Below are 22,896 nucleotides of genomic sequence, written 5' to 3'. Positions count from 1 at the left end.
GATGAGTGTGACCCTGCGCCAGCTGGCCGTGTTCGTGGCCGTCGCCGACCACGAGGGCTTCGGCGCGGCCGCCGCCGCGCTGGGCCTGAGCCAGTCGTCGGTGTCGCACTCGCTCGCGTCGCTCGAAGCGGCGGTGCGCGGCGAGCTGATCCGGCGAGCCACCCCGGTGCGGCCCACCCCGCTGGGCGAAGTGCTGCTCCCGCACGCGCGCGCCACGCTGTCCGCGGCCCGGGCCTTCGACGCGGCCGCCGCGGCGCACACCAGCGCGGCCGCGGCCGCGTCGATCAGCCTGTCCGTGCCCCCGACCGTCGCCCGCGGGCTGCTCCCGGAGCTGCTGCGGCTGTGGCACGACCACCTGCCGCACCTCGAAGTCACCGTCTTCGAGGCCGTCGACGACGAGATCGGCCAGTGGCTGGAAAGCGGGACCGTCGACGCGGCGTTCCTCATCGACCCGGACCCGCTCCCCCGCGGCGCGCTGCACGTGGCGACCGACGCCTACGAAGCCGTGGTCCGCAGCGACCACCCGCTGGCCGGTGAGGAGGCCGTCGAGCTGGCCGAACTGCTGGAAGACCCGTTGCTGGTCACGACATCCGGGTTCGGGCCGCCGATCGAGCGCCTGCACGCACTGGCGGGCCTGCCCTACCGGCCCGCCCGGCGCATCCGCGAGCTGATGACGTTGCTGTCCATGGTGGAGGCCGGCCTCGGCGTCGCGATCCTGCCGTCCCTGGCCGCGAGTATGCTCTCCGGCACCCTCACCCACATTCCGCTCCGGCCCCACCTGGAACGCCGGCTCGTGCTCACCGGCCCGGCCACCCGGCCCTGGCACCCGAGCGTGGTCACGATCCGGGACCTCACCGCAACGCACGTCAGGTCCGGCTGATGCCGGTGTCCGGGTCAGCTCTCGGTGGGTTCCAGCAGGATCAGCGGGACCTCGCGGTTGCCGGCCTCGACGGCTCGGGTGCGATGGCCGGCGAAGAACGGGTAGAGCTCGTCGACGTAGGTCAGCCAGCTCTCCCGCTCCGCGCCTTCGGCCACCCGGGCGGTCATCAGCCGGCGGTCGGGACCGTCCTGCAGCTGGACCGTCGGGTGCGTGACGAGGTTGTGGAACCAGCTCGGGTTGCGGGCCTGGCCGCCGGCCGACGCGCCGACGGCGTAGACGCCGTCACGCTCGATGCGCATCAGCGCGACCTTGCGCAGCTTGCCCGAACGGGCGCCGCGCATGGTCACCACGACCACCGGGCCGCCTTCCATCGTCGCGCCTTCGCGCCCGTCGGTGCGCTCGTAGAGCTCGACCTGGTCGCGGGTCATCGGGTTGGCGCTGGGGACGTAGTCACCGTCGAGCAGATCCTTGGTCACGTCAGGGACTTCCTTTCATAGAGGGTGGTTTTCACGCGTCAGCCGGCGATCTGGATCACGGTCTTCCCGACGGTCCGGCCGCTTTCGGCGAGCACGTGCGCGACTTTCATGGTGTCGGCGGTCAGGCCTTCGAGCGTGGTGGTGACGATCGGACGCAGCCGGCCCGCCACGACGTCGGCCGCCGCCCGGGCGAGGATCCGGCCCTGACTGGCGACGTCGCCGTCGGTCACGATCTTGCTGAACACCATCTCGCTGTGCAGCGACAGCGACTTGCCCGTGAAGGCCCCCAGGTCGAAGGGGCCGGTCAAGTCGATGGCGGACAGGTGGCCGAAGGGCCGCAGCACCTCGACGATCGCCTCCAGGTGACCGCTGGTGCCCGAGGTCGAGAACACCAGGTCGACGTGGTCGATCCCCGCCGCGCGGAGCTGTCCGGCCAGGTCGCCGCGGTGGTTGACGACCAGGTCGGCACCCATCGCCCTCGTCCACGCCTGCGACTCGGGCCGCGAGGCCGTACCGATCACGAACGCCGGTGTGGTGGCCTTGAGCAGTTGCGTGGCCATCGACCCGACGCCGCCGGCCCCGCCGATGACGAGCACCCGGCCGACATCGCCGGGCAGCGCGTCCTGGTCGCGGAACAGCGATTCCCAGGCCGTGAGGACGCCGATGGGCAGCGACGCGGCGTCGGTGAACGCGAGCCCGTCCGGCATCCTGGCGACCACCCGGTGGTCGACCGCGACGCGCTCGGCCCAGCTGCCGTCGCGGGTGATGTCGCCGGTGCCGAGCACCCGGTCCCCGACCGCGAACCCCGCGGCCGCGGGCCCGACCGCGGCGACAACCCCGGCGAACTCCCAGCCGAGGATGACCCGGCCGCCGGGCTCGGCGCTGCGCGTCTGCCGGATCGCGGCTTCACCCGGGTTGACGCCGATCGCGTGGACCTCGACCAGCAGGTCACCGTCGCGTAACCGGGGTTCGGCGACCTCGACCAGGTTGATGGCGAACGCGTCGAGTGCGTGTGCTCTCTCGTAGGCCAGAGCCTTCACGGCTTCAGTCCTGCTTCAGGGCGTGCAGTGCCGAGAGCGGGCCGCCGATCTGCATCAGCCGGCCACCCTCGCGCAGCGATCCGGCGTCGACCGGCGCGAAGCCGAGGCCGTCGGCGACTTCGCGGAAGTCCGCTTTGGCGGCCCCGTCGTCCCCGGCGTAGAACAGCAGCTGCCGCCCTTCCGCGCGCCGGGGATCGGCGGCGATGTACGGCGCGTAGAGGGTGTTGAACGCCTTGACCACGCGCGCGCCCGGCGCCCGGTCCGCGACGAACTCACTCGCCGTCCCGACCTCGACGTCGGCGAAGGTGTTGGTGGTGTCGACCAGGATGCGGCCGTCCCACGCGGGCAGCCCGGCCAGCACGTCGCCGACCTGCGGCCACATCACCGTGAGGAAGACCATGTCGGCGGCGGCCGCCTCGGCGGCCGTGCCCGCACTCGCGAGCGGGCCCAGCCGGGTCACGACGTCGAGCAGCGTGTCCGGGCCGCGGCTGTTGCCGAGGGTCACTTTGTGGCCGGCCGCCACGAGGTGACCGGCGATGGCCTGCGCGACCGTCCCGGCCCCGATGGTGCCGAAGTTCATGACCACCCCTTCCAGACTTTGATGACGTCCGCCATCAATAACTATGATTGCCATCGTCATCATTAATTGTCAAGCCAGGCTTCGCTGTGGACGCTCGATTTGATGATGAGTATCATCGGAAGAGGCGGTGTGGCCGCCGGGGAAGGTGGTCGACGTGCCTCGCATCACGCAGGAGCAGAAGCAGCTCAACCGCGAGAAGATCGTCAACGCGGCCGGCGAGGGGTTCCGGCTGCGCGGCATCGACGGCATCGGCATCGAAGAGCTGATGAAGTCGGCCGGCATGACGCACGGCGGGTTCTACAACCACTTCGACTCGAAGGACGACCTCGCCCTCGAAGTCCTCCACCAGGGCTTCACCGACTCACTCGAAGCACTCGACGCCATCCGCGACGCCCATCCCCGCTCGGCGCGCGCGGCCCTGCACGACATGGTCGACGGGTACGTCAGCGCCGAGCACCGCGACCACCCCGAGGCCGGCTGCGCCTCGGCCGCCCTCGTCACCGACGCCGGCCGCCACGGCGCCGCCGCCCAGGCCGAGTACCGGCGCGGGCTCGACGGCTACTTCGCCGCCATCACCGAGATGCTGCTCGAACGCGCCCGCCAGTCCGGCACCGAACTCACCCCCGCCGAGGCCCGCGAGCGCGCCGTGGCGCTGTTCAGCCAGATGGTCGGCGCGCTGACCCTCTCCCGCGCCATCGCCGACGCCGCCCCCGACCTGTCGGACGAAGTCCTGGCGGCCAACCGGAAGCGGCTCAAGAAGCTGTAGACCTTCGTCGCTCCAGCCGCTCTGCTGCCGGGGACCACCACGCCCTCGGCGCCGGTCGGCTCGCCTCGCTACGAGCCCTTCCGGGCACCGTCGAAGCCGGCACGACCGACGCCTACCGCGCGGGCGTCACCAGGTGACGGGCAGGCTCCGCACGCCGTAGTTGGTGCCGTGGACGTCCATCGGCACCTCCGCCGCCGGGACCGCGAGCTTCAGGTCCGGGAAGCGCCGGAACAACTGCGGCAGGATCGTCTTCAGCTCGGCGCGGGCGATGTTCTGCCCGAGACACTGGTGCACGCCGTACCCGAACGCGAGGTGGCGTGTCATCCGGCGGTCGAAGTCCGGGCTGTCGGGGGCGTCGAACGCGCGCGGGTCGCGGTTGGCGGCCGGCATCGCGACGACGACCAGGTCACCGGCGGCGATCCGCTGACCGCCGAGTTCCAGGTCCTCCTTCGCGACGCGGCCGAGTCCGAACTGGACGATCGTCAGGTACCGCAACAGTTCCTCGACCGCCGGGCCGACCTTGGCCGGGTCGTCGACCAGCTGCGCGCGCTGCTCGGGATGGGTCAGCAGGGTCAGCGCGGACAGGCCGATCATCGCCATCGTCGTGTCGTGCCCGGCGAACAGCAGCAGCACGCCGATGCTGACGACGTCGGCGTCGGTCAGGATCGACTCGCCGGTGTCGGCGGTGCGCACCAGGTCGGCCAGCAGGCCGGTGGCCCCCGGGTCGCGGCGGATGGCGGCGACGAGGTCGGTGATGTAGCCCATCAGCCACTTCGCGCCGGCCGCGCGTTCGGCGTGGGTCTTGCTGACGTCCATCATCACCTCGGTGGCGTGGTGGAAGCCGTCGCGATCGCCGTAGGGCACGCCGAGCAGCTCGCAGATGACCAGGCACGGGATCGGCAGCGCCAGGGCCTCGATCAGGTCGGCCGGTTTCGGCCCGGCGGCGAGCGCGTCGAGGTGCTCGGTGACGATCCGGTCGATGTAGGGCTGCAGCGTGTTCTGCACGCTCTTCGGGGTGAACCGCCCGGTCAGCAGCCGCCGGTACTTGCCGTGGTCGGGCTCGTCCATCATGACGAACGTCGGGTCGAGGCCCGCGTCGCCGTGGTCGGCGTCCGAGGTGCCGGAGTCGTCGGGCGGGACGTCGTGGCGGGGCCGCCGCGCGCTCATCCGCGGGTCGGCGAACACGGCGCTGCCCTCCTCGAACCGCGTCACGAGCCAGCCGGCCTGGCCGTTGGGGAACCGGACGCGGGTGACCGGCTGCTCCTCGCGCAGCTGGTGGTACTCGGCGGGCGGGTCGAGCAGGCTGGTGCGGGTGGTGGGCATGGCGGGCAGTTCGGTGGTCACTTCGCGGGCTCCGTTCCGGTCGTGGCGAGGGCGGCTTCGACGCCGCGGTGGAACTGGGTGCCGTTGCCCCAGCCCACGTAGAAGTGCAGGTGCAGCACCGCTTCGCGCAGTTGCTCGGCGGTGAGTTCGGCGTTGGCGAGCGCGCCGCGGACCTGGATCTCGACGAGGTCGGCGCGCCCCAGTGCGGCCGTGGCGCCGAGGACGAGCAGGCGGCGGTCGCGAATGGACAGTCCGGGCCGGGCCCAGATGGCGCCGAAGAGGTGGTCGATCGTCTCGGCCAGCATCGGGGACGCGTCGTCCGGCAGCGTTTCGCTGAAGCCGGCGCCGTAAACGGCGTCCATCATCTCCAGGCCGCGGCGGCGGCGGTCGTCGTCGGTCATGACACCTCCTGATCGGGGTAGGCGAGGGTGCGCGGACCCGCCGCGCGAGCGAGGGAAACCAGCGGCACGTCGACGCCGAACGTGCCGGCGAGCTCCTGCGCCGCGGCGAGGTCCTTGTCGAGCAGCTTCACCACTTGCGGCACCACTTCGCGGTTCGCCGGGTGCTCGGCGAGCTGGTCCCGCAGCCACGACAGCAGGGTCGCTCCCCCGGGGTCGGCGGTCTCGATGACCTCCACGAGCGTGGCCGGGTCGACCCCGGCGGCGCGCGCGAGCGTCACGGCTTCGTGCACGACGGTCCAGCTGCCGTAGGTGATGACGTTGCGGGCGATCTTCGTCGCCATCCCGGCCCCGAGCGGTCCACAGTGGACGACGCGCTTGGCGACGTCGTCGAGCACCGGCCGGGCGCGTGCGACGACGTCGGCGTCGCCGCCGAGGATGGCGACCATCCCGTTCTCGGCGGCCTTGTCCCCCGGCGTGACGCCGCAGTCCAGCAGGGACGCTCCGGCGGCGGCGCAGAGCGCGGCGAGTTCGTGCACGACCGGGACGGCGACGGTCGACAGCAGCACCACGATCAGCCCCGGGCGCGCGGCGGTGAGCAGGCCGGTCAGGACGTCGCGGGCCTGGTCGGCGTCGACGACCGCGTCCAGCACGACGTCGGCCGCGGCGGCGACCTCGGCCGGGGAGGCCACCGCCCCGGGAAACGCGGCCGCGGTGTCGGCGCGGATGTCGTAGACCACCGGGACCCGGCCGCGGCGGGTGAGGCTGACGGCGACGCCGCCGCCGATCATGCCGAGCCCGACAACGCCGGCTCGCAGGTGCTGACTCATGCGGGAACTCCTTGTCCGGTCACGGTTTCCCACGGCGTCGGCGTGCTCAGGTGCGCCCGGGCGGCACGCAGGGCGCGCGGACTGTTGACGCCGACCGCGGCGCGGACCACGCCGTGGGCGCCGTAGAGCGCGACGAACTTGCGCTCGGCGAGGCTGCCGTCGACGACGGTCATCCGGTCGCAGCCCCGCGGTGTGCCGTGGATCTGGATCTTCAGGTCGTACTGGTCGGACCAGATGTAGGGCACGGGCGTGAACGGCACCGGCGTCGCGGCGAGGATGTTGCGGGCGACCGCCCGGCCCTGCTCGGCGGCGTTGGTGCGGTGCTCCAGGCGGAGCCGCTCCCCCAGCCCGGCGTGCCACCACGACGCGACGTCGCCGGCGGCCCAGACGTGCGGGGCGGCGCGGCAGAACTCGTCGCACACGACGCCGTCGCCGAGCGGGATGCCGCTGCCGGCCAGCCATTCGGTGGCCGGGACCGAGCCGATCGCGACCAGGACGGCGTCGGCGGCCACGGTCCGGCCGTCGGCCAGCCGGACGCCGCTCGCCCGGCCGTCCTCGGTCAGCACCTGCTCGACCCGCGTGCCGCGCAGCACCCGCACACCCTGGTCGATGTGCGTGCCCAGCAGGAACTCGCCGATCTCCGGGCCCAGCACGTCGCTCAGCGGGGCGGGCAGGTCGGACACGAGCGTGACGTCGGCGCCGGCCTGGCGGGCGACCGCGGCGACCTCGGCACCGAGGAACCCGGCGCCCACCACGACGAGCCGCGGTTTCCCGGCGAGCACGTCCCGCAGGGCGAGGCCGTCGGCCAGGTCGCGCAAGACGTGGACTCCAGGCACTCCGTCGCTGCCGGGCAGGCGGCGCGGCCGGACACCGGTCGCGACGACGAGTTCGTCGTAGGCCACAACGCCGTCGGTGTACCGGACTTCGCGACGGCCTGGGTCGACGGCGACCGCGCGGGTGCCGAGCCGCAGATCGATGCCCGACGCGGCGAGGGCGTCCTGCTCGCGCAGCCGGAGCCGTTCGTGCGACCAGGTGCCCGAGAGCACCTGCTTCGACAGCGGCGGCCGGTCGTACGGGAGGTGTTCCTCGTCGCCGATCAGGGTGACGGTGCCGCCGAACCCGTCCTGCCGCAAGGTTTCCGCGGTCGCCAGGCCCGCGGCGGCGGCGCCGACGATGACGACGTTCACTCCTGGACGTCGATCGCGACGGCCGGGCAGACCGCGGCGGCCTCGCGGACCGCGGCGTGCTGCTCCGGCGGCGGGGTGGCGTCGAGCAGGATGACGATCCCGTCCTCGTCGCGCTGGTCGAACACGTCCGGGGCGGCCAGCACGCACTGGCCGGCGCCGCAGCACTTCTCCTCGTCCACGGTGATGTTCATGGGTTTCCCACTCTCTGACGACAACGTCGAGCGCTAACCTAACTAAGTTCAGTTAACGCCCGACGAGGGTCGCTGCCAAGAGCGTTCGGACTGTGTTCCATGACACAGCGTGCCCGAAACAGGACGAAGAGTACGGATCAGTCGTCGACGATGGTCGCGGCCATCAGCCGCTCGATCGCGGTCTCCGGTGGGCAGACCGGCTCGGCGACCGCCTCCCGCGCGACGAGCGCGTCGACCAGGCCTTCGGCCATCCCGTCCAGGGTGCCCGGATCGGCCGAGGCGACCAGGCTGAGCTGCAGGGACACCATCCCGTGCAGCCCCGCCCAGAGCGTGTGGGCCGCCTGCCGCGGCGGCAGGGCCAGCGAGTGCCCGGCGTCCAGGCACGCGTTGACCGCCGCGCGCAGCAGCCCCGAGACGGCCCGCGCCGGGTGCCGGCCGGCCCGTCCGGGCTCGAGCGCGGGCTGCCGGACGTCGTACATCAGCCGGTAGTGGCCGGGGTTCTCCTGGGCGAACCGGCAGTAGGCGCGCACCTGGGCCAGCAGCTTGCCGCGCGGATCACCGGCGGCCACGGCGGCATCGGCGACGCGCATCGCGTGCGCGAGCTGCTCGTACTTGTCGGCCAGCGCGGCCCACACCAGCTCGGTCTTGTCCGCGAAGTGCAGGTAGATGCTCGGCGCGGCCACGCCGACCTCTTTCGCGACGGCGCGCATGGTCAGCTTCTCGTGGCTGCCCCACTCGGCCAGCAGCCGGTTCACCGCGGCGAGGACGTCAGCCTTCAGCTGGTCCCCTTCGCCACGCCGGCTCCTCGGCCGATCCACCACCGCGCACCTCCCGCTCGAATTCAGGCTAACGGCTGTCCGGTTTGACAGGACCGAGCCTCGCCCGTAGATTTTCAATACGAACCGGTACCGTATCTAAAATCAGGAGACAGGCAGCCCGATGAGCACCCCACCGGCCCGAGGCAGGCCGCGTGACGCCGGCCGTGACGTGGCGATCCTCGACGCGACGCTGCGCATGCTCACCGCCTCCGGGTACGAGCAGATGTCGATCGAAGCGGTCGCGGCCGAAGCCGGAGTCTCCAAGGCGACGATCTACCGCCGCTACCCGAACAAAGCGGTGCTGGTGGTCGCAGCCGTCGAGCACCGGGCCGGCGCCACACCACCCCAGGTCACCTCGGACAACCTTCGCGACGGCCTGGCCACGATGGTGGCCTGGCTCGCGAGCGAGATCGCCGAACAGGAAGTCGGCCTGCTCGGCGCGCTCTTCGCCGGGATGCGCAGCGATCCGGACCTGGCCGCGGGGATGCGGCGCATCCTGCACCGCGACGAGGCCGCGATGGCCGGTGAATCCTTCCGCGGCGCGCTCGAACACGGCGAAGAACTGGCCCCGCGGGCGGCGGAACTGTTCGCGGAGATCGCCCCGGCCGTCATCGTCCACCGGCTCGTCGTGGCCGGGAAACCCTGCGACGACGCCTTCCTCGACCACCTCGTCGACGACATCCTGCTGCCGCTCATCCGGCGCCGGTGAACGACACCTCCGACGTCCCGAAAGGACCGGCCATGCGCATCGTCCGTTACGATCGATTCGACGGCATCGAGCAGTTGTGGATCGACGAGGTTCCCGTCCCCGAAGCCACTCCAGGTCATGCGGTGGTGCGGATCCAAGCGTCGTGCGTCAACCCCGGCACCCTGTCCGCGCTGCGCGGAGCGACCTACGTACCGATCCGCGACCTGGCCGGCACCGTCACCGCCGTCGGCGCGGACGTGCACGACGTCAAGATCGGCGACGAGGTGCTCGGCTGGGCGCAAGACTGGGCGGCGCACGCCGAATTCGCCGCCGTCCCCGTCGAGCAGCTGGTCCCGAAACCGGCCGTGCTCTCGTGGGACGTGGCCGGTTCCCTTTACGTCACACCGATGGCCGGCCTGGCCGCCGTCCAGGCCGTCGAGCCCCGCGAGGACGACGTCGTCGTCATAGCCGGCGCGTCCGGCGGGGTCGGTCTCACGGCCGCGCAGCTTGCCCGGCGAAATGGTGCGACGGTGATCGGCATCGCGGGACCGGGCAACGCGGAGCGGCTGCGGGAACTCGGTGTACGCCCGGTGTCCTACGGCGCCGACGTGACCGAGCAGATCCGCGAGGTGGCCGAGGGTCGTCCGATCGACGCCTTCATCGACGCGTTCGGGTCGGGGTACGTCGACCTCGCTCTTGCGCTCGGGGTGTCCCCGCAGCGCGTCAACACCGTGGTCGATTACCAAGCTGCCAAAGAAAAGGGGGTCAAGGCCCTCGGCACGGTCAACGCCGGTGGCGGCCCAGGTCTGCGGAGTCTCGCCGATCTCGCCGCCTCGGGGGAACTGGCCGTGCCCATCGCCGCCGCCTACCCGCTCGCCGCGGTGCAAGCCGCTTATCACGCGCTCGCCGAGACCCGCCCCTTCGGACGGATCGTCCTGCACCCGCAGGCGTAACCGCCCAGGATCCGGTGCTCTCACTGGCCTTCAACGCCGGCCCGGCGGACGTCGAAACCGTGTCACCTCATCCGGCCGGGAGCCCCAGCTGTCGTCGTTCCAGGTTCGAGCGCGCGGCGTGGAGCGCCGCTGAAAGCGCTGTCAGCTCATCAGCGGCGACAGCGCCGCCGAGGATCTCCTGAATCGCCGCCCGCCAGACAGGCTCCGCCCGGGACACCACCGATTCGCCCGCCGGGGTCAGCGCGAGCAGGGACGAGCGGCGGTTTGCCGGATTCGGGCGACGCTCCAGCCAGCCCTGCTTCTCCAGGCGGTCGACGATCTTGCTGGTCGTCCCGACACCGATCGCGAAGGCGGCGGCGAGGTCCGCGACGCGGGCGTCCGGGTGGTCGCGGACATGACGCAGCAGCTCGAAGTACCCGCCCGCGACACCGGCCTCCGCCTTCACGCGGTCGGTGACCGCGTTGTAGAGCCGCGTCTCCACGCGAACGAGGTCGGTGAACAGCGTGTCGAGAGCCACAAGATCTGCTGCTGCACTATCTGCCATGGCATATACTGTACTGGCAGAAACTCCGGAGTGGAAGGCAGGACGATGTCCACAGATCAGCGTGAACGCCTGGACGCGCAGCTCCGCGGCACCGGCGTCGGGGCCGAGCAGTCCGTCGCCGAACTCCGCGAAAACTTCGTGAAGCTGATGGACCCGCTGCCGGTGCCGGAGGGCATCCACACGCGCGAGACGTCATTGGGCGGACGCCCCGCGCTGCACATCAGCCCGGACACCACGCCCGGCTCCGGGACCCTGCTCTACCTGCACGGCGGGTCGCACGTCGTCGGCTCGCCCCGCACGGCGCTCGGCCTCACCGCGGGCCTGGTCGTCAGAACCGGGATCCCCGCCCTCTCCCTGGACTACCGGCTGGCGCCGGAGCACCCGTTCCCGGCGGACGTCCAGGACGTGGTCACGGCCTACCGCGAACTCCTCGACCGAGGCCACGCGCCCGAATCGATCGCCTTCGCCGGCGACTCCGCCGGCGGCGGACTGACGATCACGGGCGCACTCGCCGCGCGCGACGCCGGACTCCCCATGCCGGCCGCGATCGTCGCGTTCTCACCAGGCCTCGACGCGACCCGGACCGGCGAAAGCATCGTGACCAAAGCGGCTGCGGATCCCCTGCTCGACCGCGCGAGTCTCGACCGCATGAGCAGCTTCTACGTCGCGGACCAGGACCGTCGCGACCCGCTGCTCAGCCCGGCCGTGACCGCCGACCTGACCGGCCTGCCACCCATCCTGGTACAGGTCGGCACGAACGAGATGCTCCTCGACGACGCCCGCCGGCTCGCCCTGCGCGCGTCCGACGCGGAGGTCGACGTCGTCCTCGACATCACCGCGAAGGTCCCGCACGTGTTCCAGTCGTTCACCGGCCTGCTCGACGAAGCCGGCGAAGCGCTCGACCGGGCCGCGCTCTTCCTGCGCCAGCGCGTCCGCGGCTGACACGCTCCGGGCGTTCCCGATCCGAGACGCCTGAGGTGCGTGGTCGCCCTAGCCCGTGCTGCTGCCCTGCAGCCCTAAGGCCGCTGTGTTCAGGCCGGCCCGTTGTCGATCTTCGACGGGTGCCTGGCCAGCGGGGTGACCTCGATGTCCATGTACGGGAACAGCGGCAGTCCGGACAGCAGGGTGTGCAGCTCGTCGTGGTCGGTGACGTCGAGGATCGAGAAGTTGGCGTACTCGCCCGCGATCCGCCACAGCTGTGGCCACTTCCCCGCGCGCTGCAGCCGCTGGCTGTACTCCTTTTCGCGCGCGAGCACGGCGGTGCGTTCCGCCGGGTCCAGGTCCGGTGGAAGGCGTACGTCCATGCGAACGTGATAGAGCATCGGTCTCTCCACAGTGGACGGACAGGGGACGGGTCAGGACCGCTCGGGGTCCAGGACGAAGCCGTACTCGATGGTTTCGCCGTCGGCGGCCCGGCGCGGTGACAGCATCAGTTCCGGCTTGACCGCCGAGGCGATGTCGTCGTCGTTGTGGTCGTCGCCCGGGAAGTAGAGCTGGGCGGTCAGCAGTTCGTGACCCGGCGCGGACACCTTGACGTGCAGGTGCGCCGGGCGCCACGGGTGCCAGCCCGCCGCGGAGATGAGGTTGCCGCACGCGCCGTCGGTGGGGATCTGGTACGGCGCCGGCCGGACCGTGCGGATCTCGAACTTGCCGTCGGCGTCGGCGGTGAACGCCGCGCGCAGGTTCCACTCCGGGATGCCGGGGGCGAACTGCGAGTAGAAGCCGTCCGCGTCGGCGTGCCACAGCTCGACCTTCGCTCCGGCCAGCACCGTGCCGCCGGTCGAGGTCACCTGCCCGGTCCAGGTCAGCGGCGTCCCCGGCTCGTCCGCGCGCATCGGGACGGACCCGCGGGCGCCCTGCTCGGGCGCGTCCGGGACGTAGTACGGGCCTTCGATGGTGCCCTTGTTGCCTTCGCGGTGTTCGGTGGCGACGTCTTCGACGACGTGCTCGACCCACACGTCCAGGAACAGCGGCCACTCGCCGGTCTCGCCGACGCTGATGAGCCACGACTTGAGCGCGTTGTACTCGGCGTAGGTCACCTTGTGGCGGCGGATGGTGCCGTGGACGGCTTCGAGCACCTCGCGGGCCAGCAGGCTGACGCGCTCCTTCGGTGTCCCGGCGACGCCGGCGAGCTTGTCGGACTTGAACCGTTCCGTCGCGTGGGAACCCGAACCGGCGGCCGTGGCGGTCTCGTGGATGGCGGTCATGAATCCTCCTTGATTCGTGGTGGGTCAGCAGTCCTGGCGATAACGCCGGAGCTTTCCGGGATCGACGTCGGCCCCGAGACCCGCGCCGGGACGGACGGTGAGTTCGCCGTCGGTGATGCACAGTGGCTCGGTGAGCAGGTCGTCGCTCATGTCGAGGAAGTTGGACAGCTCGCCGGGCCGCCGGGACGTCAGCGGGTAGGCGGCGCCGAACGCGACCGTGCACAGGGAGCCGAGCTGGCCGTCGATCTGGTTGCCCATCACGACTTCGAGGCCGAGGCCCTCGGCGAGGTGGTGGGTGCGCTGCGAACGGGTGAAGCCGGTGCGCGCGGTCTTGATGCTGATCGCGGTGGCCGAGCCGCCGAGGACCTCACGGGTGACGTCGGCGGGCGTGACGGCGGATTCGTCGGCGATGAACGGCACGTCGAGCTGCCGCACCAGCCACCGCCGGCCGAGGACGTCGTCGGCGGGGCAGAGCTCTTCGGCGAACAACAGCCCGAGGTCGGCCATCTCCCGCATGGCGCGGGCGGATTCGGCGGCCGACCAGCCGCGGTTGCCGTCGACGTAGAGGTCGACGCCGTCGCCGAAGGCCTCACGCAGGGCGCGCACCACGGCGGTGTCGAGGGCCACCGGGTGGCGGCCGACCTTGACCTTGAAGGTGGTGATGCCGTGGGTGTCGCGCATCCGCTGTGCCTCGGCGACCATCGCGGCGGGCTCGTCGAACCCGAGCATGTGCGACACGCGCATGCGGTCGGTGTAGCCGCCGAGCAGCTCCGTCACCGAGACGTCGAGGGTGCGCCCGAGCGCGTCCCACATCGCCATGTCGACCGCGGACTTGGCGGCCGGGTTGCCGACGGTGCGGCCGAGCCGGGCGTGGGCGACCTCGCGGTCGAGCAGGCTCAGCCCGACCAGCTGCGGCGCGAAGATCGTCTCGATCACGGCGACGACGCCGGCCTGCGTCTCGCCGTAGGTGAACGGCCGCGGCGGTGCTTCGGCGATCCCGGTGACGCCGTCGTCGGTGTGCACCCGCACGAGGACGTGCTCGGCGGCGTGCACCTCGCCGGAGGCGAACCGCAGCGGCTTGCGGTACGGGATGGCGAACGGGATCGCCTCGACCCGGGTGATCTTCATCAGGTGACCTCCGCGGGTGGTCGTGCGGACGGGAAGACGTCCTCGAGGGCCGCGAGGACGGTGCTGACGAGCGGGGAACGGGTCTCGCGGTGCCAGGCCAGGGCCAGCTCGACGGTCGCCGCGCCGGCGAGGTCGCGGAACACGACACCGGCCAGCGGGAGCGATCGCGCGGAAGCGGGCACGACCCCGACGCCGAGGCCACCGGCGACCAGGGCGAGCAGCGTCGCGGTGCCGGGGGCTTCGTGCTGCTCGCGCGGGGTGAACCCGGCGTCCCGGCAGCTGCGCCGGACGGCCTCGTGCACGACCGAGTTGCGCCCGGTGTAGGTGACGAACGGCTCGGCACGCAGGTCCGCCACCGCGACGACGGGCTCGACGGCCAGCCGGTGGTCGGCGGGCACGGCGAGGATCAGCGGTTCGACCTCGATCACCCGGAAGTCGATGTCGGCCCCGGTGACCGGCGGCCGCAGCACCCCGATGCCCAGGGTGCCGGACCGCAGGTGCTCGCACTGCTCGGCGGTGAGGAGGTCGGCGCGGACCTCCAGCTCCACCTGCGGGACGCGCTGCGTGAGCGCCCGGGCCAGGTGCGGGAGGTGGGAGAAGGCGGCCGTCCCGGTGAACCCGACCCGGACCAGGCCGAGCGTGCCCTCGCCGATGCGCCGGACCCCGCGGACGCCGTTGCCGACCGCCGCGAGCACCCGCTGGGCCTCGGCGAGGAAGAACTCGCCGGCCGGCGTCACGGTGACCTGCCGGGTCGTGCGGGCCAGCAGGGTGACGCCCAGTTCGTCCTCCAGCTGCCGGATGGTGTGCGACAGGGCCGGCTGGGCGACGTGCAGCAGTTCGGCCGCCCGGCCGAAGTGGCACGTCTCGGCGACGACGGTGAAGTAGCGCAGGTGCCGTAGTTCCATGGCGGACCTCCTCCTGTGCCTCCGTCGCCGATCACTCCACCGTAGGGAGCGCACTCATCGAAGACAAAGACTTGATATCGCGTGATTGATAAACACTATCTATTAATGACACCCTGAGTCAGCACTGGGGTTTTGCCTGGTGTGACCGGCGGCACGGCCTGTCATGGTTCGAAGTCATGCCACGGCGGCACCGGTCGCCGGAGGCCGATCCGCGCCGCTGGAGGACCCATGACCGAGCTGCTGCAGCACGCATCCGCCGTCGTCGACGACGCCGTGGTCGAGGACCCCGAGGCGGGCGTCTACCGCGCCAACCGGCGGATCTTCACCGACGAGGAGATCTTCGAACTCGAGCTGAAGCACATCTTCGAGGGCAACTGGATCTACCTCGCCCACGAGAGCCAGCTGCCCAATCCCGGCGACTACTTCACCAGCCACATCGGCCGCCAGCCGATCGTCATCACCCGGGACAAGCACGGCGAGCTGCACTGCCTGATCAACGCCTGCGCCCACCGCGGCGCGATGATCTGCCGCCGCAAGACCGACAACCGCACCACGCTCACCTGCCCGTTCCACGGCTGGACCTTCCGCAACGACGGCAAGCTGCTCAAGGTCAAGGACCCCGACGGCGCCGGCTACCCGGACTCGTTCGACACCGACGGCTCCCACGACATGACCAGGGTCGCGCGGTTCGAGTCCTACCGCGGCTTCCTGTTCGGCAGCCTCAACCCGGACGTCACGACGCTGGCCGAACACCTCGGCGACACGACCAAGGTGATCGACATGCTCGTCGACCAGTCACCGGACGGCCTGGAAGTGCTGCGCGGCGCGTCGAGCTACACCTACGACGGCAACTGGAAGGTCCAGGCGGAGAACGGCGCCGACGGCTACCACGTCACCGCCACCCACTGGAACTACGCCGCCACCACCGCCCGCCGCGCCACCGGCGAGTCCAAGAACAGCACCAAGACCCTGGACGCGGGCAGCTGGGGCAAGTCCGGCGGCGGTTACTGGTCCTACCCGAACGGGCACCTGTGCCTGTGGACGTGGGCGGGCAACCCCCAGGACCGTCCACTGTGGAGCCGGATGGCCGAGCTGAAGGAGAAGTTCGGCGACGCCAAGGGCGAGTTCATGGTCCGCGGCTCCCGCAACCTCTGCCTGTACCCGAACGTGTACCTGATGGACCAGTTCTCCACGCAGATCCGGCACTTCCGGCCGATCGCGCCGGACAAGACCGAGGTCACCATCTACTGCATCGCGCCGAAGGGCGAGAGCGCCGACGCGCGGGCGTGGCGGATCCGGCAGTACGAGGACTTCTTCAACGCCTCCGGCATGGCCACCCCGGACGACCTGGAGGAGTTCCGGTCCTGCCAGCTCACCTTCCGCGCCACCGCCGCACCCTGGAACGACATGAGCCGCGGCGCGCAGCACTGGCTGACCGGACCGGACGAAGTCGCCGAGGCCCTGGACATGAAGGGCGTCATCTCCGCCGGCAAGAAGAACGAGGACGAGGGTCTCTACCCGGTCCAGCACGGCTACTGGCGGGAAACCATGCAGGCCGCGATCGCCGCCGAGCGAGGGGAAACCCGATGACCACCGCCGAAACCACGATCACCCAGCGGGACGTCGAGCAGTTCCTCTACCGCGAGGCCCGCTACCTCGACGACCGCGAGTTCGAGAAGTGGCTGGAGTGCTACGCCGACGACGTCGTCTACTGGATGCCGTCCTGGGGCGACGACGACCTGCTCACCGAGGACCCGCAGACGTCGGTCTCGCTGATCTACTACCCGGACAAGGGCGGCCTGGAGGACCGGGTGTTCCGCATCCGCACCGAACGCTCCAGCGCGACGTCCATCCCGGAGCCGCGGACCAGCCACAACATCACCAACATCGAGCTGATCGAACGCCGCGGCGACCTCGTGGACGTCCGGTTCAACTGGCACACCATGTACTTCCGCTACAAGACGGTCGACCCGTACTACGGGACGTCGTTCTACACCCTCGACTTCTCCGGCCCGGCGCCGCTGATCCGCCGCAAGACCGTGGTGCTGAAGAACGACTACATCCACCACGTCGTCGACGTCTACCACTTCTGAGGCTCGCCATGACGCACCAAGTCGTCCTGGAGGTGCTCGACGACGGCCCCGGCATCCCGCCCGAGGACCGAGAGCGCGTCTTCGAGCGCTTCGCCCGGCTGGACGACGCCCGCGCCCGCGACGCCGGCGGCTCAGGCCTCGGCCTCACCCTCGCCCGCGACATCGCGGCCCGTCACGGAGGCTCACTGCACGCGGCGGACAGCGCGACGGGCGCCCGGCTGGTCGCGCGGCTGCCGGGACCACCTCACCGGTGAATCGCCGAACACCTGCTGTCGCAGGTGATCACGTGAAGTAGTGGCCCTGCCCGATGTCCTCGATCAGGCCGGGGTGGGTGGGCTTCCAAGCCAGCAGCTCCTGCGTGATGGCGCTGGACGCGGGCATGTCGGTACCGAGCAGGTCCTCCTCGCCGGGCCGCCGCGCGATGGTGGAGAACCGGCGCGACCCCGCCGTCATCGAGCGGCAGTTCCGCATCCTCGGCGGTGCGACGGACACCCCGGAACGGGCGGCGATCCGGGAGGAGACCATCGCCGCGATCCTGCGGACCGTCGACGTTCCCGTGCTGATCCTCGCCGGCATGCGCGACGGCGTCATCTCCCCCGAGTCCACGTTGCGGGCCGCACGCAGCGTGCCCTGGGCCAAGGCGGTGCTCTTCGAGGACGAGGGCCATTTCGTCACACGGGAACGCCCGGAGCGGCTCGCCACCGAAGTCGCCGCCTTCCTCGAAGAACTGAACTCCTGACCGCTTCGCGTCTTGTGGTCGGCACCTGCTGCGGAGTGCCGTCCAAGACGTCTGGGGCTCATCGAGGTGGGTCAAAGCGTTTTCGGGCGGGAGGCAAGGGCACCGAACACTGTCTGGACCACCACGAGCGCGACCAGAATCGCGAGTGCCGGGGTCCATGACGCGGTGGCGTCGTGGACGGCGCCGATGGCGATCGGGCCGAGTGCGGCGAGGGTGTAGCCGGCGGCCTGGGCCATGCCCGACAGCGCCCCGGCTTCGGCGTAGTGCCGTGTCCGCAGCCCGAACAGAGACAGTGCCAGGGTCAGGGTGATGCCGATGGAGAAGCCGGCGATGACGGCCCAGATCACGGCGATTCCCGGCGCGAGCAGAAGCCCGGTCAGGGCCCCCATCAGGAGCAGCGACCCCCCGATGGCGATCGGGCGCTGGTCGGGAAGCCGGTGGACGAGCGCGGAACAGAGCAGACTGCCGAGCAGCCCGGACAGGTTGAACAGGAGCTGGTGGAAGCCCGCGGCCGCCGAGCTGATGCCGACGACTCGCTCGATGGAGGGCAGCCACGTCAACAGGACGTAGAACGCCAATGACTGCAGGCCCATGAAGAGCGTGACCTGCCACGCGAGCGCACTCCTCCACGGGGAGCGCGTCCCGCTCGCGCCGGGGCCGGCCGACGGCGTGACGATTCGGGTGAACCGGCGCAGCCGAGGGGCGAAGACGCCGAGCGCCAGGACCGCGAGCCCGGCCCAGACACCGAGCGAGAGGCGCCATCCACCGGATTGCTGACCCGCGAGCGGGACCGCGATTCCGGCGGCGATCGCGGCGACGCCGGACTGGGCCGCGGTGTAGACGCCGGTGACCGGTCCGATGCGGGCCGGGAAGTCGCGTTTGACGAGTGCGGGCAACAGCACGTTCACCGTCGCGATCGCGACGCCGAGCAGCGCGGTACCGGCCCACAGCAGGGGCTGGGGCGGCGTGGAGCGCAGCACGATGCCGACGGCGAGCAGGAGCAGCGCGGCGCCGAGCGCGTGTTCCAGTCCGACCTTGGCGGCTACCTTCGGGGCGATCGGCGAGAACGTGGCGAACGCGATCAGGGGCACGCTGACCAGCACCGACGCGGCCACCGACGAGAGTCCCTGGTCGTCTTGGACAATGCCCAGAACCGGACCGAGGCTGGTGATCGCCGCCCGCAGGTTCGTGGCGATCAGGAGAACGCCGACCAAGATCAATCCAGGGCGCAGCAGCGTCGCCCGTGGCGAGAGTGCTGTCCGGGCAGGGACGGTCATGAACTCAGAGCCTCCTCGTGCTGAGACGTCCTATCGGGGTTGCCCGAAGCCGGGGTGAACGGCGAGCTCAGGCGTAGCCGGCTTCGTAGGCCGCGCTCAGCTCACGGTGGAGTTCGCTCGCGTCGGGCAGCACCTTGCCGTCGAGCGTGTGCACCCTGGTCAGCTTGCGCACCGAAGAGGCGACGAAAACGCCGTCGCCCGCGTACAGGTCGTCCACGGACAGCATCTCGATCTTGGCGGTGAACCCGGCGCGCTCGGCCCCACGGTAGACCGCGGCCTGCGTGGTCCCGGGCAGGATGCCGAGAATGGGGGGCGGGGTGTAGAGGGTCCGGCCGCGCACCATCACCACGGACACGGTCGGGCCTTCGAGCACCGAACCGTCGGTGGCGGTGAAGATCACATCCGACGCCCCGCGCCGGTCCGCCTCGCGCAACGCGGCCATGTTCACCGCGTACGACAGCGTCTTCGCGCCCAGCAGCAGCCACGGCGCGCGCACGGCCAGCCCCGGCTCGATGCCGCGCTCCAGGGTCACCGCGGCGATACCTTCGCTCCGCTCGCTCATCATCTTCGGAGTGATCTCCAGACCGAGCGCGAAGGCGGTCGGCGCCGAGCCATGCCCGGCATCCGATCCCCTCGTGTAGATCAGCTTCATCGCGAATTCGCCGTCGCCGCGCCAGTTGTCGATGACCTGCCGGACGGCGCGCTTCCAGTCCGTCTCGCTCGGTTCCGGCAGGTCGAGCATCCACGCCGACCGGACCAGCCGGTCCAGGTGGAGCCCCAGCTCCCTCGGCTCCCCGTTCTCGACCAGCACCGTCTCGAACACCCCGTCGCCGCGCAGCAGCCCCAGGTCGGTGGCCCGGACGCACGGATCGTCGGGTTCGGCCACGGTCCCGTCCAGGAAAGCAAGAACGCGCATGCGCTGCTCCTGTCCTCGACGCCTTGTCATCTGACGCCTCGCGACGAAGAGCCACCGACGCGTTCGGCCAGGACCTCGGCGAACCGCAGGGCGCTGCCCTCACCGAAGGGCAGGTTCAGCGACGGTTCGCAAATGTCCAGCTCCAGTACCACCGGCTTGCCGTTGTCATCGCGTATCAGGTCGACGCGGCCGTAGAGCAGGGGCCGGTCGAGTCCCAGGTGCGACGCGGCGGCATCGAGTGCGGCCGACGCAACCACGCGTTCGCTCTCGTCGGCGACGCGCGCCTTGCGGAATTCGAGCGTCGGCACGTTCACCGTTCCGTCCGGCATCAGCATCGCGCTCTTGCGGATGGCGTGGCTGTACCGCCTGTCGAAGTAGACGAGGTCGGTTTCTCCGTTGCTGTCGACCGAGCCGAAGTAGGGTTGCAGCAGGACCTGCCCCCCTTCCTCGCACAGCCGCGACATGTGGCCGACGGCTTTGGTCTCCATCGACCGGGTGAATCGCTGGACCTCCCTCGAGTACGCCCCGACAACGGGTTTGACCACGATCTCGGTGGCCTCCGGGTGTTCGGCCAGGAAATCGCGCACGACGGACGCGGGATCTTCGCTCGGTCCGGCGAACCTGCTCGGGACGATGGGGACGCCGAGGGCGGCGAGGTCGGCCAGGTAGGACTTGTCGAGCGCCCACCGGGCGACCGCCAGTGGATTGAGCAGGAGCGTCGAGGCGTCGACGCGTTCACACCAGGCCAGGAACTCGGAGAGCCGGTCGACGTAGTTCCACGGCGAGCGCAGCAGAACGGCGTCGAAGCGGGACCAGTCGACCTCCTCGTCCTCCCACTGGCATATCTCCGTGGTGAGCCCGATCGTGGTGCAGGCCTCCCGCAGGAGTGGCATGTCGTAGTCGATGGCGAGGTTGACGGTGTCGGTCACGAGGGCGACGGTGGTCATGACGCGAATCCCATGCTCGAGGTGCGGGACGGGGAAGCCGGGCTCGCGGCCCGCGGATAGGTCACCACGGCAGAACCTCGCCCGCGTGCACATAACTGCCCGTGGGACCGTGGTCGTCCAGCAACGCCAGGCTGACGCTGGTGGCGGCACCGGCCGGGGGTTCGAGGTCACCCGCCCCCTCGTTCATGCCGGTCCTGGTGTAGCCGGGGTGCGCCGAGTTGACCTTGATCGGTGTGTCGCGCAGCTCGTAGGCCAGGTGCACGGTCCACGAGTTCACCGCGCCCTTGGTGGCGCTGTAGGCCGGCAGCGACTTGAAGGTGGGGCTGTAGGTGTAGGAGCCGGGATCGCTGTGCAGGGTGAGGGAAGCGAGCAGGCTCGAGACGTTGACGATCCGTCCCGCCGGCGACCTGCGGATCATCGGCAAGAACGCGAGGGTCACCTCGACCAGGCCGAACACGTTGGTGTCGAACGTTTCGCGCCATTCGGGCAGCGACTGCTCCGACGGCTGCTTGCCGTACTCCTCGATCCGGATGGCCGCGTTGTTGACCAGGATGTCGAGCCGGCCGTACCGGGTGTCCAGCTCCGCGGCGGCGGTGGCGATGCTCCGCGAGTCCGTCACGTCGAGCTGGAGGCCTTCGACGTCCAGACCGGTACTGCGCAGGCCCACCGCAGCCTCCGTGACTGCCGTGCGGTCGCGACCGCTGAGCACCACCCGGACGCCCTTGCCGGCGAGCTGGCGCGTGATCTCGAGCCCGATGCCGCGGTTGGCACCGGTGACCAAGGCTATCTTCGACGGGGTTGTCAAATCGGTCTCGCTCTCTCGTCGTTCCGGCAATGTCTCGAAGGAAATGTCACGAAGGCCCAGGAACTGGACCGGTGGTCAAAGGGTGGACAGGAACTTCGCCACGGGCGGTCCGACGCGGTCGATGTCCACGAGGAACGCGTCGTGCCCCTTGTCGGACTCCAGCGACAGGAACTCCACCTCGGCCCCACCGGCGCGCAGGCCGTCGGCGATCTGCCGCTGTTGCCGCAACGGGAACAGGATGTCGGTCTGCGCGCCCATCACCAGAGCCTTCTCGACGCGCAGCCGGGACAGCGCCTCGGCGGTGTCGCCGCCGCACGGCTCGCCGAGGTCGAACCAGTCCATGCTGCGGCTGAGGTAGAGGTAGCTGTTGGGATCGAACCGGTGCACGAACCGGCGCGCGTGGTGCTCCAGGTACACCTCCACGGTGAACTCCGGGCCGAACGAGTGGTGATCCACCCCGGTGGCCGGGTCCGGCTTCGCACGGCCGAAGCGGCAGTCCCACTCCTGGGCCGATCGGTAGGTGGTCATTCCGATCTTCCGGGCGGTGATCATGCCGCGCTCGGGATAGCACCCCGCCGCATAACGACCGCGGTTCCACTGTGGATCGGACCTGATCGCCTCGCGTTGCAGGGAACGGATCGCGATCGAGAACGGCAGGGAGTGCACCGCTCCGGAGATGTTGACGTGGCTGCGAGCCAGGTCCGGGTGACGTGCCAGCAGGGCCAGTGCGCTCATCCCGCCCATCGAGGCACCGATGACGCACGCCAGCCGCTCGAAACCCAGCGCACGCGCGGTGAAAGCCGCGGCGTCGGCGATGTCCTCGATGGACAGTGCGGGGAAGTCCAGCCGATAGGGCTCGCCCGTGGCCGGGTCGGGCGAGGACGGCCCGGTGGAGCCCTTGCAACTGCCCAGCGAGTTCACGCAGATCACGTACCAGTGATCGGTGTCGATCGGTTTGCCCGGCCCCAGCATCGCCTCCCACCAGCCGGGGCCGGGATCATCCGGCTGGGACGCGGCGTGCGCGTCGGGCGAGAGACCCGTGAGGATCAGCACGGCGTTGTCCCGTTCCGCGTTGAGGCGCCCGAAGGTCTCGTAGGCGATACGCGCGCCGTGCAGCACGCCACCGCGTTTCATCCTGAAGCCGTCCGGCACGCGGACGAAGCGCGTCGCGGGCGGAATGAATTCCCTCATAGCTCAGATCCGGT

The 22,896-nt window shown here is 70.7% G+C and carries 27 protein-coding genes and 1 pseudogene; 9 read left to right on the top strand and 19 right to left on the bottom strand.

Annotated features, from left to right (window positions below):
* Position 1: 1 nt before the first annotated feature.
* Positions 2-880: a LysR family transcriptional regulator gene (locus tag OHS58_RS06375; RefSeq protein WP_328647490.1), complete on the top strand. Its 879-nt coding sequence runs from the start codon at positions 2-4 to the stop codon at positions 878-880.
* Between the two features lie 14 nt (positions 881-894).
* Here OHS58_RS06375 and OHS58_RS06370 read toward each other — a convergent pair whose 3' ends face one another.
* Genes OHS58_RS06370 through OHS58_RS06360 form a run of 3 tightly spaced genes read right to left on the bottom strand, consistent with a single transcriptional unit; the run spans position 895 to position 2,976 of the window.
* Entirely contained in the window at positions 895-1,356 is a 462-nt protein-coding gene (locus OHS58_RS06370; RefSeq protein ID WP_328647489.1) for a nitroreductase/quinone reductase family protein, read from the bottom strand.
* Between the two features lie 38 nt (positions 1,357-1,394).
* Positions 1,395-2,396: a zinc-binding alcohol dehydrogenase family protein gene (locus tag OHS58_RS06365; protein WP_328647488.1), complete on the bottom strand. Its 1,002-nt coding sequence runs from the start codon at positions 2,394-2,396 to the stop codon at positions 1,395-1,397.
* Between the two features lie 4 nt (positions 2,397-2,400).
* The gene (locus OHS58_RS06360; RefSeq protein WP_328647487.1) at positions 2,401-2,976 is read right to left on the bottom strand and encodes an NADPH-dependent F420 reductase; all 576 of its coding nucleotides are present in this window, start codon (positions 2,974-2,976) and stop codon (positions 2,401-2,403) included.
* 154 nt (positions 2,977-3,130) lie between these two features.
* On the opposite strand from OHS58_RS06360, the gene OHS58_RS06355 reads away from it, so the two are divergent.
* On the top strand, positions 3,131-3,742 hold the full coding sequence (locus OHS58_RS06355) for a TetR/AcrR family transcriptional regulator (protein WP_328647486.1): 612 nt from the start codon (positions 3,131-3,133) through the stop codon (positions 3,740-3,742).
* Between the two features lie 126 nt (positions 3,743-3,868).
* Here the strand turns inward: OHS58_RS06355 and OHS58_RS06350 are convergent, their stop codons facing one another.
* The 6 genes from OHS58_RS06350 to OHS58_RS06325 form a co-directional block, all read right to left on the bottom strand.
* A complete protein-coding gene (locus OHS58_RS06350) occupies positions 3,869-5,086 on the bottom strand; it encodes a cytochrome P450 (protein WP_328647485.1) in 1,218 nt (405 codons plus the stop codon).
* Positions 5,083-5,466 carry a carboxymuconolactone decarboxylase family protein gene (locus OHS58_RS06345; RefSeq protein ID WP_328647484.1) on the bottom strand — a complete coding sequence of 128 codons (384 nt, stop codon included), beginning with the start codon at positions 5,464-5,466 and terminating at the stop codon, positions 5,083-5,085. The genes OHS58_RS06350 and OHS58_RS06345 overlap by 4 nt, the downstream gene beginning before the upstream one ends.
* Entirely contained in the window at positions 5,463-6,293 is an 831-nt protein-coding gene (locus OHS58_RS06340) for an NAD(P)-dependent oxidoreductase (protein WP_328647483.1), read from the bottom strand. Before OHS58_RS06340 ends, OHS58_RS06345 begins: the two co-directional genes overlap by 4 nt.
* Positions 6,290-7,480, bottom strand: coding sequence for an NAD(P)/FAD-dependent oxidoreductase (locus OHS58_RS06335; RefSeq protein ID WP_328647482.1), 1,191 nt, complete (start codon positions 7,478-7,480; stop codon positions 6,290-6,292). The genes OHS58_RS06340 and OHS58_RS06335 overlap by 4 nt, the downstream gene beginning before the upstream one ends.
* Positions 7,477-7,671, bottom strand: a complete 195-nt coding sequence (locus OHS58_RS06330) for a ferredoxin (protein ID WP_326950787.1) — start codon at positions 7,669-7,671, stop codon at positions 7,477-7,479. Before OHS58_RS06330 ends, OHS58_RS06335 begins: the two co-directional genes overlap by 4 nt.
* 137 nt (positions 7,672-7,808) lie before the next feature.
* Positions 7,809-8,489, bottom strand: a complete 681-nt coding sequence (locus OHS58_RS06325) for a TetR/AcrR family transcriptional regulator (RefSeq protein WP_328647481.1) — start codon at positions 8,487-8,489, stop codon at positions 7,809-7,811.
* 121 nt (positions 8,490-8,610) lie between these two features.
* Here OHS58_RS06325 and OHS58_RS06320 point away from each other — a divergent pair, with 121 nt between their 5' ends.
* Both OHS58_RS06320 and OHS58_RS06315 read left to right on the top strand, forming a co-directional pair.
* A complete protein-coding gene (locus OHS58_RS06320; RefSeq protein WP_328647480.1) occupies positions 8,611-9,198 on the top strand; it encodes a TetR/AcrR family transcriptional regulator in 588 nt (195 codons plus the stop codon).
* Positions 9,199-9,230: 32 nt separating this feature from the next.
* Positions 9,231-10,130 carry an NADP-dependent oxidoreductase gene (locus OHS58_RS06315; RefSeq protein ID WP_328647479.1) on the top strand — a complete coding sequence of 300 codons (900 nt, stop codon included), beginning with the start codon at positions 9,231-9,233 and terminating at the stop codon, positions 10,128-10,130.
* Between the two features lie 67 nt (positions 10,131-10,197).
* On the opposite strand, the gene OHS58_RS06310 is transcribed toward OHS58_RS06315, so the two are convergent.
* Entirely contained in the window at positions 10,198-10,647 is a 450-nt protein-coding gene (locus OHS58_RS06310; RefSeq protein WP_328647478.1) for a MarR family winged helix-turn-helix transcriptional regulator, read from the bottom strand.
* Positions 10,648-10,719: 72 nt separating this feature from the next.
* Here OHS58_RS06310 and OHS58_RS06305 point away from each other — a divergent pair, with 72 nt between their 5' ends.
* Positions 10,720-11,616, top strand: coding sequence for an alpha/beta hydrolase (locus OHS58_RS06305; protein WP_328647477.1), 897 nt, complete (start codon positions 10,720-10,722; stop codon positions 11,614-11,616).
* Between the two features lie 89 nt (positions 11,617-11,705).
* Here OHS58_RS06305 and catC read toward each other — a convergent pair whose 3' ends face one another.
* The 4 genes from catC to OHS58_RS06285 are packed head-to-tail and all read right to left on the bottom strand — an operon-like array spanning position 11,706 to position 14,914.
* Positions 11,706-11,996 (bottom strand): muconolactone Delta-isomerase, encoded by a 291-nt coding sequence (catC, locus tag OHS58_RS06300; RefSeq protein ID WP_326950793.1) that lies wholly within the window; start codon positions 11,994-11,996, stop codon positions 11,706-11,708.
* Between the two features lie 33 nt (positions 11,997-12,029).
* Positions 12,030-12,881 carry a catechol 1,2-dioxygenase gene (catA, locus tag OHS58_RS06295; RefSeq protein ID WP_328647476.1) on the bottom strand — a complete coding sequence of 284 codons (852 nt, stop codon included), beginning with the start codon at positions 12,879-12,881 and terminating at the stop codon, positions 12,030-12,032.
* A 24-nt stretch (positions 12,882-12,905) separates the two neighbouring features.
* A complete protein-coding gene (locus OHS58_RS06290; RefSeq protein ID WP_328647475.1) occupies positions 12,906-14,009 on the bottom strand; it encodes a mandelate racemase/muconate lactonizing enzyme family protein in 1,104 nt (367 codons plus the stop codon).
* Entirely contained in the window at positions 14,009-14,914 is a 906-nt protein-coding gene (locus OHS58_RS06285; RefSeq protein WP_328647474.1) for a LysR substrate-binding domain-containing protein, read from the bottom strand. The genes OHS58_RS06290 and OHS58_RS06285 overlap by 1 nt, the downstream gene beginning before the upstream one ends.
* 228 nt (positions 14,915-15,142) lie before the next feature.
* On the opposite strand from OHS58_RS06285, the gene benA reads away from it, so the two are divergent.
* From benA to OHS58_RS06265, 4 genes and pseudogenes are all read left to right on the top strand, one after another.
* On the top strand, positions 15,143-16,504 hold the full coding sequence (benA, locus tag OHS58_RS06280) for a benzoate 1,2-dioxygenase large subunit (RefSeq protein ID WP_328647473.1): 1,362 nt from the start codon (positions 15,143-15,145) through the stop codon (positions 16,502-16,504).
* On the top strand, positions 16,501-17,007 hold the full coding sequence (gene benB / locus OHS58_RS06275) for a benzoate 1,2-dioxygenase small subunit (RefSeq protein WP_328647472.1): 507 nt from the start codon (positions 16,501-16,503) through the stop codon (positions 17,005-17,007). Before benA ends, benB begins: the two co-directional genes overlap by 4 nt.
* Before the next feature lie 17 nt (positions 17,008-17,024).
* Positions 17,025-17,261, top strand: a pseudogene (locus OHS58_RS06270) (ATP-binding protein); the annotation flags it as partial.
* Between the two features lie 125 nt (positions 17,262-17,386).
* Positions 17,387-17,746 (top strand): alpha/beta fold hydrolase, encoded by a 360-nt coding sequence (locus tag OHS58_RS06265; protein WP_326950799.1) that lies wholly within the window; start codon positions 17,387-17,389, stop codon positions 17,744-17,746.
* A 71-nt stretch (positions 17,747-17,817) separates the two neighbouring features.
* On the opposite strand, the gene OHS58_RS06260 is transcribed toward OHS58_RS06265, so the two are convergent.
* The 5 genes from OHS58_RS06260 to metX form a co-directional block, all read right to left on the bottom strand.
* A complete protein-coding gene (locus OHS58_RS06260) occupies positions 17,818-19,023 on the bottom strand; it encodes an MFS transporter (RefSeq protein ID WP_328647471.1) in 1,206 nt (401 codons plus the stop codon).
* A gap of 67 nt (positions 19,024-19,090) precedes the next feature.
* Complete coding sequence (locus tag OHS58_RS06255) at positions 19,091-19,939, bottom strand: aminodeoxychorismate lyase (protein WP_326950801.1); 849 nt, start codon at positions 19,937-19,939, stop codon at positions 19,091-19,093.
* A 26-nt stretch (positions 19,940-19,965) separates the two neighbouring features.
* Entirely contained in the window at positions 19,966-20,886 is a 921-nt protein-coding gene (locus OHS58_RS06250; RefSeq protein ID WP_328647470.1) for an ATP-grasp domain-containing protein, read from the bottom strand.
* Between the two features lie 61 nt (positions 20,887-20,947).
* Positions 20,948-21,667, bottom strand: coding sequence for an SDR family oxidoreductase (locus tag OHS58_RS06245; protein WP_328647469.1), 720 nt, complete (start codon positions 21,665-21,667; stop codon positions 20,948-20,950).
* Positions 21,668-21,766: 99 nt separating this feature from the next.
* On the bottom strand, positions 21,767-22,882 hold the full coding sequence (gene metX / locus OHS58_RS06240) for a homoserine O-acetyltransferase MetX (protein ID WP_328647468.1): 1,116 nt from the start codon (positions 22,880-22,882) through the stop codon (positions 21,767-21,769).
* Between the last annotated feature and the right edge of the window lie 14 nt (positions 22,883-22,896).

The organism is Amycolatopsis sp. NBC_00348 (assembly GCF_036114655.1).
GTDB lineage: Bacteria > Actinomycetota > Actinomycetes > Mycobacteriales > Pseudonocardiaceae > Amycolatopsis.
This window is presented reverse-complemented; position numbering and strand designations above follow the sequence as displayed.